At 70.5% G+C, this 18,286-nt stretch carries 5 protein-coding genes; 3 read left to right on the plus strand and 2 right to left on the minus strand.

All coding sequences use genetic code 11. The features are described from left to right. Positions 1-138 precede the first annotated feature (138 nt). On the minus strand, positions 139-4,395 hold the full coding sequence (locus tag Aph01nite_RS29220; protein ID WP_204044237.1) for a tetratricopeptide repeat protein: 4,257 nt from the start codon (positions 4,393-4,395) through the stop codon (positions 139-141). A gap of 89 nt (positions 4,396-4,484) precedes the next feature. Between Aph01nite_RS29220 and Aph01nite_RS29225 the strand changes: the two genes are divergently transcribed. Next, positions 4,485-5,048, plus strand: coding sequence for a toll/interleukin-1 receptor domain-containing protein (locus Aph01nite_RS29225; protein ID WP_204044238.1), 564 nt, complete (start codon positions 4,485-4,487; stop codon positions 5,046-5,048). A gap of 250 nt (positions 5,049-5,298) precedes the next feature. Further along, positions 5,299-6,606, plus strand: a complete 1,308-nt coding sequence (locus tag Aph01nite_RS29230; RefSeq protein ID WP_239162071.1) for a sensor histidine kinase — start codon at positions 5,299-5,301, stop codon at positions 6,604-6,606. Here the strand turns inward: Aph01nite_RS29230 and Aph01nite_RS29235 are convergent. Then, positions 6,560-12,055 carry a non-ribosomal peptide synthetase/MFS transporter gene (locus Aph01nite_RS29235; RefSeq protein WP_307836810.1) on the minus strand — a complete coding sequence of 1,832 codons (5,496 nt, stop codon included), beginning with the start codon at positions 12,053-12,055 and terminating at the stop codon, positions 6,560-6,562. The two genes, Aph01nite_RS29230 and Aph01nite_RS29235, sit on opposite strands and share 47 nt — an antisense overlap. A gap of 200 nt (positions 12,056-12,255) precedes the next feature. On the opposite strand from Aph01nite_RS29235, the gene Aph01nite_RS29240 reads away from it, so the two are divergent. Beyond that, the coding region (locus Aph01nite_RS29240) for a non-ribosomal peptide synthetase (protein ID WP_204044240.1) at positions 12,256-18,286 on the plus strand (6,031 nt) is incomplete at its 3' end.

Below are 18,286 nucleotides of genomic sequence, written 5' to 3' on the forward strand. Positions count from 1 at the left end.
TCAGGCGCCATCACGGGCTTCGGCTCGACGGAGCCATTGTTTGGGCGCATATCTCTAGAAGCACCGGCAAATCGGTCGCCGGAGAATTGTCTGGCAACTGCTTCGTAAATGAAGCTCGAAGGTCCGAGCCGTCGGTGATCATTCTTGTTGATCATCGAGTGCTTGGTTGATTTCTTCGATCAGGTCCGCGGGCGTGTGGTGGGCGAGCAGCCGCTGGAAGTCGGTTTCCCCGAGGACCTCTCGCTGGCGGGCCAGCCAGCCCAGTGCGAAAGCGGTGTGGGGTGACTCGAGTTCCGCGTAGATCAGCAGACTGCGGACCGAGTACGCGAGGCCCTCGGCCGGGTCGCCTGCCTGGGTGTGAAAGGCCCCCAGTTGGCCGTAGCCGGCGGCCATGCCGTCACGGTCGCCGAGTTCCTCGTGAATGGTCAGAGATTGGCGGTACCACTCGCGCGCCCGCTCATAGTCCTGTCCCAGTTGGGCGATGATGCCGAATTGATGGTAGCTGGCAGCGATGCCGGCGCGGTTGCCGAGTTCTTCTTTGATGGCGAGCGACTGCCGGTACCATTTCAGCGCCCGCTCATAGTCTCCCTGTTCCTGGGCGATCACGCCGAGCGAGTGGTAACTGGCGGCCATGCCGACGCGATTGCCGAGTTCCTCGTAGATGTGCAGACCTTGCCGGTGCCAGTCCAGCGCCTGCTCGTGATCCTCCTGTTCCTGGGCGATGATTCCGAGTGAGTGGTAGGTGGCGGCCACGCCGGTGCGGTCGCCGAGTTCCTCGTCGATATGCAAACCTTGCCGGTGCCAGTCCAGCGCCTGCTCATAGTCTCCACGCAGCCGGGCGATGATGCCGAGCGCATGGTAGGTGGTGGCCATCCCGGCGCGGTTGCCGACTTCCTCTTTGATGCTCAGAGACTGCCGGTACCAGTCCAGCGCCTGCTCATAATCTCCACGCAACTGGGCGACGGCGCCGAGTTCGTGGTAGCTGGTGGCCACACCGGCGCGGTTGCCGAGTTCCTCGTCGATGCTCAGGGATTGCCGGTACCAGTCCAGCGCCTGCTCATAGTCTCCGCGCTCCCGGGCGATGATGCCGAGTTGGTGCAGGCTGGCCGCGTGCTGCTGGCTGCCCGGCGGGAACCAGGACATCGCCTCGGCATAAAGCTGCTGCTCCCAGCCCCAGGCCCCGGCCTGATGCAACCGCTCACAGATCCAATCCGTCGCGCCGGCGGCCTCCTCCCGCTGACCGGCCGCGTGGAAATGGAAACGGGCCTCGATCATCGCGATCAGATCCTGCCCGGCGGCCTCCGCGTCGGTGGCGACCCGCCACATCCAGTACGCGGCGGCCGCCCGATGCGCCGCCCGCACCTGCTCCGGAGCCGATACGTGCACCGAAGTCAGACCTGCCGCCGTCCACCGGTGGACCAGGAACAGACCAGCCGGCCCGTCCCCGCCCCACTCACCTCCGTATGTCCGGCCGCCTCCCCATTCGATGTCGCCGTTCTCCATGGGGACCAGCAGCCCCAGCCGGGACAGCACCGCCACCGCCTCCGCCACCCCCTCGGGAACCTGGATCGGCGGCGCATAGTAGGCGGCCACATCCTCATGCGCCCGAGCGAGCTCTTCGGCCGGCAGCCCCAAATCCTCGAGCCCCGCGCCCGGGTCACTCGCACGAACCTGATCCAGCAACTCCCCGAGCCGTTCCAGACGCTCCAGCCGCTCAGGGTCCAGGGGTGCCGGGGTGCTGACCGGCCACGCCATCCCGATCCAGTCGACCGGGCGGCGGAACACCGACACCCCCACCAAAAGGGCCCGGGCGAACTCATCCACCAGGGCCAGCAGATCCCGCAGCAGGGTGTCGTCCACGGCCAAGGTCACCGCTTCGGCCAAGGCCACATCCAGGCCCGCCCCCGCCGGACTCCACCACGCGCCAGGGTCGGTGATCCCGCGCCGCTCCAGCAGGACTTCCATCCGCTGCCGTACATCCGGAAAACGCGCGCGCCCCCCGCGCAGCAAGGCGTCCAGATACTCCAGCGTCCGCGGATGACCCCCCACATCCAGCCACGCCCGCTCCTGATCGGGCGGACCGAGCGCGGCCAGCCCTTCCAGCCGCCACATCAGCTTCCGTGCTTCGGCAAGGGACAGCGGACCCAGGTGATGGAAGTAGACGGCGTCGTGCGCTTGGCCGGGCAGCTGGAAAGGATGGCGACTCGTTATCAGCGATCTGACCCGGGGGGCGAGCCTTGCCCAGGCGGCGAGGAAGGCGGCCAGCTCCCGGTCCACCAGCGACGATCGGTCGGCGGGGTCGAGGTTCTCCTCGAAGTTGTCGAGGAGCAAGGTGATCGGCGGGAGACCGATGTCACGCTGGAGCGCCGAGGGGACTTGCGTGAGTTCTTGGTGAAGGGCGTCGAGCCGCAGCGCCCACGGATAGTCCTGACGGCGGAGGGCCTGGGCGAGGTGCCGGAGCGGTTCGGCGATCGCGCCGGCCCGCATGGTGGCGGCGAGCAGCTTGTCGGCGATCGCACTCAGGACCTGGTCAGGGCTGGTACGGCCGAAGGCCGAAACAACGAGCCCGGCGTCGGACCCGAGGCGTCCGATCAGCTCAGCCGCGAGGCTGCTCTTGCCGACGCCGCCGATGCCGTGCACCACCACGCTCCGATGCGCCTTGCTGAGCGCCGCCCGCAGGACACGCAACTCCGCACGACGCCCGACGAAGTCACCGACGGCCCGGACCACGACACCCGGATCAAGTCTGATGGCGGGCGGCGCCGTCACCGTCGTGTCCACGCCGTCGTCCGTGTCGTAGAGCGGAAGGACGGGACCACGCAGAAAGAGCGCGGGCGTGGCCCACTCGGCCAGGTCGGCCCCCAAGCTGGAGGCGGGCGCGGAACGGCGTGCCTGCTCCAGGTCCCGCCGCGCCTCCGACAGCGCGGTCAGCACGTCCGGCGCCGGCCGCACGGCGAGTTCGCGATAGACCGCTTCGGTGAGCATGGTCGCGTACACGTCGGTGACAGCCCCGGTCATGGCCAGCACAGCCGGAACGCCGCTCTCCGACAGCCCTTGCGCCAGCCCGCCGAGCACCGCCTCTCCCTCCGCGACGCTGTCGTCTCCCCTCCGGTTGCCGCTGGCACGGGCGCTGACACGGGCGCTGAGCGCGGTCGAGCAGCCGGACAGTACGACCAAAGGGACGCCGCGGTCGCGGGGGATCACGCCAGCGAGTCGTTCCGCTGAGACGTCGACGGGGGCGCCCTTCTCGTCCTCCAGGAGCAGAACGCCGGGGCGGGCGTGGCAGGAGATGTGGAGGACGTGGAAACGTTCCTGCTTGAGGGCGGTCTCGATCGCGTCGAGGGTGCCTTCGTTGAGGATGCGGACGTGCGCGGCGGCGTGGCGGCGGGCGTCTTCGACCGCGTTGAGGATGCGGCTCAGTTCCGCTTCGAGGTCCAGGAGGGGGCCGCCGCCGGGGCCTTCGGGGCTGGCGACCACGGCCAGGATGCGCAAAGGTGCGCGAATGTCCATCGCCGCCGTCGGCGCTGTGGCGGGAAGGTGGCGATACAGCTCGACGTTCGGATGCAGGGCGAGTGGCCGTGTCTCGCCGGGCGGGACGAGTGTCTCCCAGGGCAGTGCGGCGAGTTCGTCGCCGATCTGGAGTCCGAGGCGCAGGGTGCTGTTCTCCCGCTCCGCCTGCCGCAGTTCGGCGGCGAGCGCGTCTCCGGCAGGACCGGTGAGGAAGCCGTCGCCCAGAATTCTCCCGACCTCCCGGAGCTGTGAGTCCACCGTGCTCCCCGTGGCCGCCTCGGCCGATTTCGTCGAATATCGTCCGCTCCTGGCCCGGCCGAGTTTCCACAACGCGTCGTTCAACGCCTGCCCGGGCATGCGAGGCGCATGATATGCGCGGCCTAAGGTCACCTTTTCCCGGGCGACTTGAAGAATCGCCTGACGTGGCTGTTCCAGCCGGTGATCGCGATACCGGGGCAACGGCGTACCGGCGTCGTCGCGGTATCTCCCGAGAGCCGTGACGAGTTCCCGATACGGTTTCTCCTGGTCCGGCCCGCGGAAATCGACGCGGACCCGGGCGGCGGCGAATGGGTCCAGTGGCACGTCTTCCAGGAGCGCAGGAATGAACCGCCGCCGCCCCCACACGGCTTCGGTGATCAGAGCCTCGTACTTTCCGGCCATCATCGGGTCGGTTTCGATCGCCCGGCTGTAGACGAACACGCAGACCGCCGAGGCCCGCATGAGCTCCTCGATCCGGCGGATGACCACGTCACCAGGGAGATAGTGCTCCAGAGCAGCCCGGAACCCATCCCGGGACAGGCTCGCCTGAAGCCGGCGGGCCCACTCCAGGTCGGCTTGGGCGTGCACGATGAAGACGTCGTAACGCTCCCCGGCCACTCCGCTCATACGATCTCCCGCCCAAGGCATGTACGGACAGTTGACCACTTCTCACGACCGGCGACCATGGAATCGTCCCGAGAGTTAACCTGAACGGCATGGACGTGGCGGAACTGGCCATCGCGCTGGCGGGAACTCTGGCCGGCATCGTGGCCGCGTATTTTGCCTGGCTACAGATTCGCCGCAAGCCTTCGGAAAAGCCTCCCGCGACCGTTTCCGCCGCCCCCACGCCGCACAATGACGGCGACGACTACGACGTCTTCATCTCCTACAGCCACGCGGACACCGACGAAGTCGAGAAACTGGCGGGCGAACTCGGCGGCCACGGAGTCAGGGTCGCGATGGACCGGCTGTTCCTGGGCCCCACCGACGTGATCGTCCACAAGGTCGACGCGGCGTTACGGGATTCCATCCACGGCCTGGTCGTCTACAGCCCCGCCTCGCTGGCCAGCGAGTGGGTGGCCAACGAATACGCCGTGCTCATGCGCCGGGCCATCGAGAACCGCCGGCGATTCGCCCCGGTCCTCATCGGAGACATCCGGCTCGACGACGTCCCCGAGTTCGCCCGCGCCCGCTACTTCACCGACCTCCGGTCGGTCAGCCCGGCGATCTACGGATCCCGCGTCCGGGAGCTCGCTCAGGCTCTCCGGAAACCCACGTGACGGGAACTCTCGTACGGAGGCCCAGGTCACGGGCCTCGCTCTGAGCGAAATGCCACCCCGGCACCTTCAAGATCGACTTTGTCCGGATCGCCGTTTCTGGCCGGGTCTCACGCACGCTCCGGCGATCCGGAATTTGGGGTCGCTTGAAGATGTCACGGACAGATGTTGGGCGCTCCGTTAGTAGCCTCGGGGGATGTCCCTCCCCTGGTTGCGAGCGCGGTCTATTCGCGGGCGCCTGACACTCGGCGCGATGGCGGTCGCGGCCATGGTACTCATCCCCGTCGGAGTCGGCGCCGACGTGACGATCCGCAAGGCGGTGGCCGACAACATCTGGGAGGACGCGAGGGACGTGGCCAGTCAGGTGGCCACGCGGATCCGGGACGGACAGGTGATCATCAATCCGATCCCGCCGCATGACGGGATCGATCTCATTCAGGTGGTCGCGCCGGGCGGGCGGATTCTGGCGACCAGCAACGCGGCGAGGGATCTTCCGGCGTTGAGCCCGGTGTGGCCGGATCCGGAGACCCGGATCAGGGAGCTGGTGTCCTGCCCGGTGCCGCGCAGCCCGTGCATGCACGTGACCGTGATCCGCGCCTCTCCCGCCCCGGACTCGCCCGTGGTGTACGCGGGCAAGCAGACCCCGGCGGTGGTCCGCAGCCGCGTCCTGGCCACGGCGATCATCATCCAGCTGGCCCTGCTGATCGCGTTCATCGGCTGGGTGGCATGGCGGATCGCGGGCCGGGCGATGCGGCCGGTGGAGGACATCCGGACCGAGCTGGCCGAGCTGACCGAGCGGAATCTGAGCCGGCGGGTGCCGGAGCCGGCCGGGGACGACGAGATCGCCAGGCTGGCGCGGACGGCGAACCGGGCGCTGGACCGGATCCAGCGGGCGGTGCAGCAGCAGCGGCAGTTCGCCGCCGACGCCTCCCACGAGCTGCGCACCCCGATCGCGGGCATCAGGGCCCAGCTGGAGAGCGGCCGGCTCCATCCGGACGACATGCCGGACGCGATCGAGGCGGCGCTGCGGGACACCGACCGGCTGGAGGCCATCGTCACCGACCTGCTCTTCCTGGCCCGGGTGGGGTCCAGCGAGGCGGCCGCCCGGGAGGAGGTGGACCTGGCCAACCTGGTCGCCGCCCATGTCGCGAACCGGGCCTCCCGGGTGCCCGCCAAACTGGACCTGCATCCGGACATCCGGGTCGAGGCCGTGTACGCGCAGCTGGCCAGGGCCGTCGACGAGCTGCTGAGCAACGCCGACCGGCACGCCGCCACGCAGGTGTCGGTGGACGTGCGCCGGATCGGCGATGAGGCCGAATTGGTCGTACGGAACGACGGGCAGCCGATCGCGAGCGTCGACCAGGAGCGCATCTTCGAACGGTTCACCCGGCTGGACACGGCCCGCAGCCGCGGCAAGGGCGGCACCGGGCTGGGCCTGGCGATCGCCCGTGAGGTGGTGGATGCGCACGGCGGCACGGTCAAGGTCGAGTCCGAGCCGCACGGGGTGCGGTTCGTCATGCGGCTTCCGCTCGCCGGCGCGCCACGGCCTGGATGCCGATGAGGTCGTCCGGCGGCGCGTCCGGCACGTCGGCGTCGAACCGGGCGAGCCTCCGTACGCGCAGGGAGACGGCGGCGATCACCGCGATGGCCAGGGCGAAGAGCACGTACATGAAGCCGATGCCGCGGCCGGCGCCGACGCCGATGAGCGCGCCCACGCTGCCGGCCAGCGCGCCGCCCTCGGCCAGCAGCGGCTCGAACAGCGCGCTGCCGTACGGGGCGACGAGGCCGAACGCGAACGGCAGCGTGGACCAGGCGATGAGCGTGTTGAGCGCGATCACCCGGCCGTGGAAACGCTGCGGGACCTTGACCTGGATGATCGTGGCGTAGATCCCGTTGACGAGGGTGAGCGCGAGGGACATGCCGAACGCGCCCGCCGCGATCACGACCAGGTCCTGCCGTACGCCGACGATCAGGCAGAAGGCGGCCAGCAGGAGGGTGGCGAGGAGCACGCCGCGCAGGCGGTGGCGGCGGGGGCCGCCCCAGACGGTCATGACGAGGCCGCCGAGCAGCACGCCCGCGCCGCCCGCGAACGAGACCCGGCCCACGTCGGCGAGGGTGGCGAAGGCGAGGACGAGGGGGCTGAGCAGCAGGAACAGCGGGGACAGGAAGACGTTGAGCGCGGCGAAGAAGAGCAGCATGGCGCGGAAGTTGCGGTTGCCCCAGGTGTAGCGGAAGCCTTCGGCCATCTCGGTGAGCAGGGATTCGCGGCGGCGCGCGCCCATCGTCTTCGGGAAGCGGACCAGCAGCACCGAGGTGAACGCGAACAGGTAGCTGATCACGTCCAGTACCAGGATGCCCTCCAGGCCGATGGCGGCCATGAGGCCGACGGCGACCAGCGGCACGATCAGCTGGGCGGTGCCGGTGACCATCTGCACGACCCCGTTGGCGTGGCCGAGGTAGCGCTTGGGCACGAGCTGCGGGATGGCGGCGCCGTACGCGAGGCGCTGGAAGGTGAGCGCGACGGACAGGAGCGCGAGCAGCGGGTAGACGTGCCAGATCTCCAGGTTGCCGGTCCAGAGCAGCAGGCCGAGGGCGAGCTGGGTGCCGCCGGCGCCGACGTCTCCGGCGAGCATGACGCGGCGGCGGTCGTACCGGTCGGCGATGACGCCGGCGATGGGGGCGGCGAGCATGCCGGGCACGAGGGCGATCACCGAGAAGAGGGCGAAGCTGACCAGCGAGCCGGTGGTGACGTAGATCCAGAGCGGGATGGCGAACTCGGTGAGGGCCGATCCGACGATGGAGACGAGCTGGCCGGCGGCGACCACGCCGAAACGTTTCAGGCTGGGGCGGGTGGACTGCGGCGGGACGTCGCCGGGTGTGGACGTCCCGGCCAGCCACCAGGATCGGCCGGGGGCGCGTTCGATCGGTTCGGTGCGGCCGTCCGCGATGGCCGGCTGCACGCCGGTGACGATCTCGGCCAGTTCGCCGGCGCGGTGCTTGAGGAAGAAGTGGCCGGCCTCGTCGAGCACGACCAGGGCGGCGGCGTCGGTGAGGTGGTGCCACTCGCGGAATCGTTCCTGGTAGAACTCGGTGGCCGGGTCGCGTTCGCCGACGACGGAGATGATGGGGGCGGTGAGGCGGTCGGCGGTGTCGTGGGCGTACAGGCGGGTGAAGTAGGTCTCGGCTTCGCGGGTGCCCTCGCGGCGGTTGCGGATGATGGCCTTGAGCTGGTCGTCGTCGAGTTCTTCGACGTCGAGGCCGGCGGCGATGAGGGCGTTGGCCCAGACGCGGTCGCTGCGCAGGCGTTCGCCCAGGTCGCGCAGGGGTGTGGCGAGGCCGGACGGGCGGGCGAACGGGAAGATGCCGCCGACGTGGATGGCGTCCACGGCGCGTCCCGCGGCTTCGAGGCGGCGGGCGATCTCGACGACGAGCATGACGCCGAGGCCGCAGTGGCCGTACAGGGCGAGCGGGCCGCGCACGGTGGCGAGGATCTCCTGCACGCAGCCGTCGGCGACCTCGGCGATCGGCCGCGTCTCCTCGTCGAGCCCCCATTCCTGGCCCGGTACGGCTACCGAGTACAGCGCCCACCCGGCGGGCATCGCGTCGGCGAGCGGCTGGTAGATGGCCGCGCTGCCGCCCCCGTACGGCACGCAGACGAGGGTGCGGGTGGCGGGTCCGGCGGGGGTGAGCCGGTGGAGGAGGCGGCGGGGGCCGTCGTCGCCGCGGGAGGCGAGGGCGCGTACGGTCCGGTGCCGGAAGATGTCCATGATCGTGACCGGCCGGTCGGTGACCTTGCGCAGCCGGGCGACGACCTGGGCGGCGAGCAGGGAGTGCCCGCCGAGCGCGAAGAAGTCGTCCTCGGCGCCGACCCGGTCGAGTTCGAGGACCTTCGCCCAGACGTCGGCGATGGCCTGCTCCAGCGGGGTGGCGGGGGCGCTGTACTCCTCGTCGGCGGCGCGCTCGCCGGAGGGCTCGGGGAGCCGGTCCCTGTCGACCTTGCCGTGGGCCTTCAGGGGGAGTTCGTCCAGCCAGACATAGCGGGCGGGGATCATGTAGTCGGGCAGCCGCTCGGCCAGGTAGCCGCGTAACGACGGCCGGTCCCCGGAATCGGCGACGGCGTTTCCGGCGGAGCCGGCAGGGTTTCCTGGGGGGACCAGGTAGGCGACCAGGCGGTCGCGGCGGAAGTCGGCGACGGCCTGGGCGACGGCGTCGTGGCCGGTGAGGACGGCTTCGATCTCGGGGAGTTCCACCCGGTAGCCGCGGACCTTGACCTGGAGGTCGCGGCGGCCGAGGAATTGAATGTCGCCGGAGGGGAGCCATCGGCCGAGGTCGCCCGTGCGGTACAGGCGGGCGCCCGGTTCGCCGTAGGGGTCGGGGACGAACTTCTCGGCCGTGAGGCCCGGCCGTCCGAGGTAGCCGCGGGCCAGGCGGTCGCCGCCGAGGCAGATCTCCCCGACCACCCCGACGGGCGCGGGTTCACCGCGTTCGTCCAGAATGTACGCGCATGCGCCAGGAAGTGGCCGACCGACCGGCAGCATCCCACCGGCCGGACGAATCCCGTCGTCGGTGGCCAGGCCCATCCCGTCATCGCCGGGAGCCGGGGCAACCTCGTGGGTGGTGACGCCGACGGTGGCCTCGGTCGGGCCGTAGTGGTTGACCACGCGCAGGCCGGGGCGGACGAGCGAGGCCGCCCAGCCGGCCTGGGAAGCCTCACCGCCGAGGATCAGGAGCTTGCGCGGGAGCACGTCGGCTTCCTGGAGCAGGGACGCCAGGTGGCTGGGGGTGATCTTCAGGTAGTCGGTCGCGCGCAGGGTCTCGGCCAGCTCGGCGGCGGGGAGCCGGGGGTTGAGCAGGTGCAGGGTGCCGCCGGTCAGCAGGGACAGGTAGAAGACCGTGATGCCGAAGTCGAAGGAGAGGGACTGCAGCAGCGCGTAGCTCCCGCCGGGCTCCACGGCCAGCCGCTCGCGCACCCCGGCGAGGTACTCCAGGACCTGGCGGTGCTGGACGGCGACCCCTTTGGGGCGTCCGGTCGTGCCGGAAGTGTAGATCACGTAGGCCAGGTCGCCGGGCCGGGCCGGGACGATCTCCCCCGATCCGGACGCGTCCGGCGGAACGGCGTGCTCCACGGGCAGCGGTGTCGTGGTGATCGCGATCCGGATGCCGGCGTCCTCGATCATGTACGCCAGGCGGGCGGCGGGCTGGGCCGGATCAAGCGGCACGTAGGCGGCGCCGGCCTTGAGCACGGCCAGCACGGCGACGGCCACCTCGACCGACTGTTCCAGGCAAACCCCGATCCGGACGTCCGGTCCGGCGCCGAGTTCGGCCAGCCGGCCGGCGAGCGCGTCGGACCGTTCGCCCAGTTCCGCATAGGTCAGTGAATCGCCGCCACACGTGACAGCCACCCGCGAGGGCGGCCCCGCCACGACCTCATGGAGCAGGAGCGCCGCCGGCGCCGCGCGGGATTCCGAATCCTCCGCGGGACCCGATGAAGGCACCGGCATCGGACCAAGCCCGGATTCCGGCAGGGACAAGGGCCCGGATTCCGGAGGGGACCAAGGCCCGGATTCCGGAGGGGACCAAGGCCCGGATTCCGGAGGGGACCAAGGCCCGGCGGGGAGCGGGACCGTGGCCGGTCCCGTGGCGAAGCCCAGCACCTCGGCGCGCTCCGCCGGATCCACGAGAGCCAGCTCCGACAGCCGCCTCCCCGGATCAGCCACGACCTCCCGCAGAAGATTCGTGAAATGTCGTGACATCCGGGCGACGGTGGTCTCGTCGAACAGGTCCGTGTTGTACGCGAACTGCCCGGTGAACCCTTCCCCCGTCTCGTACAGGTACAGCGACAGATCGAACCGGCTGATCCCCGGCTCGACCGGGAACGCGCTCAGCCGCAGGCCGTGCTCGTCCAGCCCGGTCCTGAAGTTCTGCAACGCCAGCGTCACCTGCGCGATCGGCGACCGGCTGACGTCCCGTTCCACGTTGAGCTCGCTCACCAGCCGGTCGAACGGCAGCTCCTGATGCGCGTACGCGTCCAGCGCCAGCGACCGCGTCCGCGCCAGGAACTCCGTGAACGAGGGATCGTCCGAGAGATCGGCCCGCATCGCCAGCGTGTTGACGAACATCCCGACGACCCGATCGAGCTCCGGCAGGCTGCGACCGGCCACCGGGGTCGCGACCGCGAAGTCGCCCTGCCCCGAATACCTCCCCAGCAGCACCTGGAACGCCGCCAGCAGGATCATGTACGGCGTCACCCCGCCCACCGCCAGCGACCCGAGCGCCACGGGCACCGGGAAGTCGTACACCGCTCCCGCGTGGCTCATCTCGGCGGGCCGAGGCCGGTCGGCAGGCAGTTCCAGCACCGGCACCCCGGCGAGCCGGTCCCGCCAGTACGCGGTCTCCCTGGTCAGATCCCGGTCACGCTGCCAGAGGGAGTAGTCGCCGTACTGGACGGGCGGCGGCGCGGGGGTCTCGCCCCGGCAGAGGGCGAGCAGTTCCGTGAGGATCACGTCGAAGGAGAGGCCGTCGGTCACCAGGTGGTGGGCCGCGAGGAGGAGGACGTGGTCGCGGGGCGCGAGCCGTACCAGGAGGGCTCTGAGGAGAGGGCCGGTGGCGAGGTCGAAGGTGCGGGCGAGTTCCGCCTCGATCAGGAGCCGGGCCTCGGCGGGCGAGGCCGCGCCGACGAGGCGGAACCCGGCCCGCGCGCCGGGGTCGAGGGTCACCACGGGGACGCCGTCCTCGGTGGCCGTGAAGCGGGTCCGGAGCGCCTCGTGCCGGCGGACGATCTCGTCGAGCGCCTCCGCCACGCCGTCCAGTTCGCCCTCGACGCGTACGGTCAGGGGGACGGTGTACGTGGTCGTGCCCGGCCGGTACTGCTCGAGGAACCAGAGCCGCTCCTGGGCCGGGGAGAGCACGAGTTCGGCCGAGGGGTCGCGGGGCGGGATGGCCCGGATCTCCTGGCGGCGGCGCAGCCGTTGCGCCAGCAGTGCCCTCTTGTCGGCCGACAGTGTGCTCACGACATCCTCCGACGACAGATATCTGTAAAGATTCTTACCGGAAAGAGTCTTTACAGTTTGCGGATGATCGCCAGTGTGACACGGTCCACAAACCACGGGCAAGGCAGGAAAACTAGGGCTTGTCGCACTCGCGTGCAGCGTGGTTCACTGACGCCGACTTCAGATCTGTAAGCAAACTTTCCAGTAACAAACTTTTCAGTTTGGCGGTCTTTGTGGCACAGCCGCTCTCGTACGGGCAGGAACGGCTCTGGTTCCTGCATCGGCTCGACCCCCGGGACCACTCCTACAACACCTGCCACGCCGACCGGCTGCGCGGCCCGCTCGACCTGGACCGGCTGGCCGCGGCCTTCGCGGCGGTGACCGCCCGCCAGGAGTCGCTGCGCACCCGCTTCGACGAGGTGGACGGCACCCCCGTCGCCCTCGTCTGCCCGCCCGGCCCGGTCGCGATCGCCGTACGCGACGCCGTGAACGTGGACGAAGCCCGCCGGATCGTCTCCGCCGCCGCCAACGCGCCGTTCGACCTGTCCGCCGCTCCCCCACTCCGCGTCACCCTGGTACGGCTCGCGCCCGACGACCACATCCTCGCCGTCACCCTGCACCACATCATCGCCGACGGCATGTCGACGTCCCTGCTCAGCGGCGAACTCGCCCACCACTACGCCGGACGTCCCCCGCTGCCGCCGCTCCCCCTGCAGTACGGCGACTACGCCCGCGCCGAACGGGCGGCCGGCCAGGCGGGGCTCGGGCGCTGGGCGGAGGCCCTGGCCGGGACGCCGGTGCTGGAGCTGCCCGCCGACCGTCCCCGGCCGCCGCAGCGGACCGGGGACGGCGGCGAGGTCGAGTTCGTGGTCGATCCCGCGCTGGTGGCCGGGGTGGCGGAGCTGGCCCGGGAGCACCGGTGCACGCCGTTCATGGTGTGGCTGACCGCGTACCAGGTGCTGCTGGCCCGGCACAGCGGGCAGGACGACTTCTGCGTCGGCTCGCCGGTGGCGCGCCGGGACCGGACCGAGGTCGAGCCCCTGATCGGGCATCTGTCCGGAACACTGGTGCTGCGTACGGATCTGAGCGGGAATCCGACGTTCCTGGAGGCGGTCCGGCGGACCCGGCGTACGGTGATCGAGGCCATCGGCCACGCCGACGTGCCACTGGAACGGCTGCTCGGGGCGCTGGAGATCGAGCGGGACCTGAGCAGGACGCCGCTGTTCCAGACGATGTTCGCGCTGCACACGCAGGTGAGCGGGGAGGTGTCGGAGGGCCCGGCGCCCGGGACGGAGGCGACGCCGTTCACGCCCGGGTGGATGGCGGCGCGGACCGATCTCTCCCTGGACCTGTGGCCGTCGAACCGGGGGCTGGTGGGGTCGCTCATCTACAGCGCGGACGTGTTCGCGGAGGCGACCGCGCGGCGGATGGCGGAACGGTTGCTGGTGCTGGCGGGGTCGATCGTGGCGGCGCCGGAGACGCGCGTACACGATCTGGAGATGCTGCCGGCGGAGGAGCGGGACTGGCTGCTGAGCAGGGGGACGTCCGCCGAGGTTCCATCGGTGACGCTGGCCGATCTGTTCCTGGCGCAGGCCGCGGCGACTCCGGACGCGGTGGCCGTGGACGCCGTCACCTACGCGGAGCTGGCGGGGCGGGCCGCCCGGCTGGCGGAGCGGTTGCGGGACAAGGGCGTCGGGCGGGGGTCGCTCGTCGCGGTCCGGGTGTCGCGCGGGCCCGGGATCCTGGTGGCGTTCCTCGGGGTGACGCTGGCGGGGGCGGCCTATCTGCCGGTCGATCCGGAATATCCGGAGGCGCGGGTGGACTACGTGCTCCGGGACTCCGGGGCCGACCTCGTGCTCACCGACGACGAGCTGACCGGTCTCGCCATGGCCTTCGGGACCGCCTCCGAGCGGCCTGAGCTCGTGCCCCGCGCGGGCGAACCCGGAATGCCGGCACCGGGTGACCATGTTCAACGTGCGGGTGGAGCTGCCGCGGGCGTCTCCTCGTGGCTGCCCCGGCCGGACGACACCGCTTATGTCCTGTACACGTCCGGGTCCACCGGGCGGCCCAAGGGTGTGATGGTGCCGCACTCGGCCCTCGCCAACCTGCTGCTCGCGATGCGCGACCTGATCGGGTCCACGCCGGAGCACGCGTGGCTGGCGCTGACGTCCACCGCGTTCGACATCTCCGCCGTGGAGCTGTACCTGCCGCTGATCACCGGCGGACGGGTGGTGACGGCCTCCGCCGAACACGCCAGGGACGGCATGGCCGCGGCCGACCTCATCCGGCGGAGCGGCGCGACCCACGTCCAGGCGACCCCCTCCGGGTGGCGCATCCTGCTCACCGGCGATTTCCCGGAGATCACCGCGATCACCGCCGGGGAGCCGCTGCCGCCGGGCCTCGCCCGCGACCTGCGCGCCCGCACCACCCGCCTCATCAACGGGTACGGCCCGACCGAGACCACCATCTACTCCTCCACCTGGGACGTGGACTCCGACGACATCACCATCGGCCACCCCGTCGCCGGCACCGCCGCCTACATCCTCGGCCGCTCCGGCCTGCCCCCCCTCGGCGTCCCCGGCGAACTCGTCCTCGGCGGCAACGGCGTCACCACCGGCTACCTCGGCCGTCCCGCCCTCACCGCCGAGAAATTCATCCCCTCCCCGTACGGCCCCGCCGGCGCCCGCCTCTACCGGACCGGCGACCTGGCCCGGTGGCGTCCTGACGGGACCATCGAATTCCTCGGCCGTACCGACAACCAGATCAAACTCCGCGGCCACCGCATCGAACTAGGCGAAATCGAATCCGTCCTCGACTCCCACCCCTCGGTACTCCAAGCCGTCGTCACCGTCCACGACGACACCTTGATCGCCTTCATCGTGCCCGCACCCGGCAGCGCTCGCGCGGATGCCGACGGGGGCCAGGACCGCCAGGCACGTAACGGCGCAATCGCGAACAAGGCCGCCCAAGACGACTTCATCACGGCCGACTTCATCACGGCCGAGGGCGTCACGGCCGAGGGCGTCACGGACGGTTCGATCGCCGACGAGGTTCGGGCGCACGCCGGGCGGGTGCTGCCCGGGTACATGGTGCCCCGGCAGTTCGTCGTGCTGGATGAGATGCCGACGACGCCGAACGGGAAGGTGAACCGGGCCGCCCTCCCGGTGGGGGTGCGGGTCATACGGGAGGACAGAACGCCGCCGCGTACGGATGCCGAGCGTCTGGTCGCCGGGGTGTTCGCGGAGGTGCTCGGGCGGGACCCGGGTGAGATCGGGGCGTTCGACGACTTCTTCGCGCTGGGCGGGCACTCCCTACTGGCCACGATGGTGATCGCGCGACTGCCGGTCCGGATTCCGGTACGGGAGGTGTTCGCCCGGCCGACCGCCGCCGGGCTGGCGGAACTGCTGAAGGCCCCCGGGGTGACGGGGCCGGAAGGGCCGGAGCCAAGGCCAGCCGGAATGACACCGCCACTGTCGAGCGGCCAGGAGCGGCTCTGGTTCCTGAACCGGCTCTATCCGGAAACAGACGCCGCGTTCAATATGTGGGTGGTGCGGCGGCTGCGCGGCCCGCTCAGGGTGGACGCACTCCGGAACGCCTTCGCCGTGGTGGCCGGGCGGCACGAAAGCCTGCGCACGCGCTTCCCTGACGTGGACGGGGAACCGGTGGTCGTGATCGAACCGCCGGGCGAGTTCCCCGTCGAATACATCCTGGGGGAACCGCTCAATGCAGAGCCGATCGACGCCAAGCCGATCCCTGCGGAACCGACCTATGCGGAACCGATTGATGCTCTGATGCCGATCGACGCGGAGCCGACCCATGTGGAGCCGACCCATGGTCTGATGCCGATCGACGCGGACCCGATCCATGCGGAGACGGCCGATGGTCTGATGGTGATCGACGCGGAACGCGTGGTGGCTGAGCGGGTGAACACGCCGTTCACGCTGGCGGAGCGGGCGCCGATCCGGGTGACCTTGATCAGGCTGGGCGTGGACGACCATGTGCTCTGCCTGGTGGCGCATCACATCCTTGGGGACGGGTGGTCGCTCAACCTGCTGCTGGATGAGCTGGCCGACGCGTACTCGGGGCGGGCGCTGGACCCGGTGCCGCTGCAGTTCGGGGATGTCGCGGTGTGGCAGCGGGGGCGGGATACGGCGGAGGCGCTGGCGTACTGGCGGGAGCGGCTGGTGGATCCGACGCCGCTGGATCTGCCCGCCGACCGTCCCCGCAGCGCCGGCAGCGCTGGGCGAGGTGCGACCGTGGAGTTCCGTCTCGGGCCCGCGGACGCGGCGGCACTGGTCGCGACGGGCCGGCGGCACGGGGTGACGCTGTTCATGACGTTGCTGGCGGCCTACCAGGTGCTGCTGGCCCGGCACAGCGGGCGGGACGACATCCTGGTCGGGACGTCCAACGCGGGCCGGGACACGCTCGCCCTCGAATCCGTGGTCGGCTACCTCACCGACATCCTGGTCCTGCGCGGCGACCTGTCCGGCGACCCGCGCTTCACCGACCTGCTGGCCGCGACCCGGACCAGCGTGCTGGACGCCTTCGCCCACCAGGGCATCCCGTTCGAGGAACTGGTCGCCACCCTCAAACTGGAACGCGACCTGACCAGGACCCCGGTCTTCCAGACCATGGCGATCCTGCACACCGAGGACTCCGGCCGGGAACCCCGCCCCTTCACCGGCCTCACCGCCGAAGGCTTCCCAGGCGGCCACGCCCAGGCCAAATTCGACCTCATGCTGGAAGCCTGGCACGACGAGGGCTCCGACCTCCTCATCCAACTCGAGTACGACACCGCCCTCTTCGACCCCGCCACCGCCGAAGCCATGGCCGCCCGCCTCGAACGCCTCCTCCTCGCCATCACTACCGACCCGACCCGCCGCCTCTCCGCCCTCCCCCTCCTGACCGACGCCGACGAAACCTTCCTCACCGCCGTCTCCGAAGGCCCTCCCCTCCCCTCCCCTCAACCCGTCCTCGACCTGATCACCGACGCGATCCAGAAATATCCAGACTTGATCGCCATCAGCAGCGGCCACCGCCAGGTCACCTATCGCGAACTCGGCCAAATAATCGAGAACACCCCCGAAGGCCCAACGAGGAACACCATCCAGGGAACCGCCGGGGAGGCCACCAAGAACGCCGTGGGCACCATCGGCAACACCCTCCGACGCATCGCGGGGCAGGCCGTCGGGAGCAGCCTCGAAAGGGCCGTCGAGGGAGACGCCGGGGATGCCACCGAAAACAACACAGGCACTACCGACAACACCCTCCCAGGCATCCCTGGGCAGACCGTCAGAGACACCCCCGAAAGCACCTTCGAGAGAAGCACCGGGGACGCGGTCGGTGACGCGGTCGAGAATTCTGCGGCCTCCGGTGGTGGTGGCGGGGGGATTCGGGAGGTGTCGCTGGAGCGGTCGCCGGAGGGTGTGGCGGCGTTGCTGAGGGCGTGGCGGTCGGGTGCCGCCTACATGCCCATCGACCCGGCCTTGCCACCGGACCGTATCGCCTTCATGCGCGCCGAAGCCGCAGCCGAACCGGCTGAAGGCGTCGCCTACGTGCTCTACACCTCGGGCTCCACCGGAGTCCCCAAGGGCGTCCTCGTCGACCACACCGCGCTGGCGGCCCGGGTCGCGTGGATGGTGTCCGCCTACGAGATCCGCCCAGGCGACCGGATAGTCCAGTTCGCCGCGCTGAGTTTCGACACCCACGCCGAGGAGATCTTCCCCGCCCTCGCCGCCGGAGCCACCCTGGAACTCCTCCCCGACGGCGCGATCACCCTCCCCGACGTCCTCGCCACACCGAACGGCCGCCAGGTCACGGTCCTCGACCTGCCGACGGCCTACTGGCACCACCTCGTCGCCCAGATCGACGAGATCGCCTGGCCACCCTCCCTCCGCCTGGTCATCCTGGGCGGCGAAGAGGTCCAGGCCGCCGCAGTCGCCCGCTGGCACTCCCACTTCGGCGACCGCATCCGCCTGATCAACACCTACGGCCCCACCGAGACAACCATCATCGCCACCGCCACCGACCTGATCCCAGACACCCCGAACCCCCCAGCCGGGAAACCCCTCGACAAAACGCACCCGGCCCCGCCGAACCAGCCCGCAACCCCGACACCCTCGGGCGACGACTCCCCGAAATCCCCCACAGGCCAATCCGATGGGGAACCCAACACGGTTCCACTGCACGAGCCCGAAACACCACTCCTCCCGGATAGTGGCTCCCCGAAATCCCCCACGGGGCAATCCACCG

This window comes from Acrocarpospora phusangensis (genome assembly GCF_016862995.1).
GTDB classification, from domain to species: Bacteria; Actinomycetota; Actinomycetes; order Streptosporangiales; family Streptosporangiaceae; genus Acrocarpospora; species Acrocarpospora phusangensis.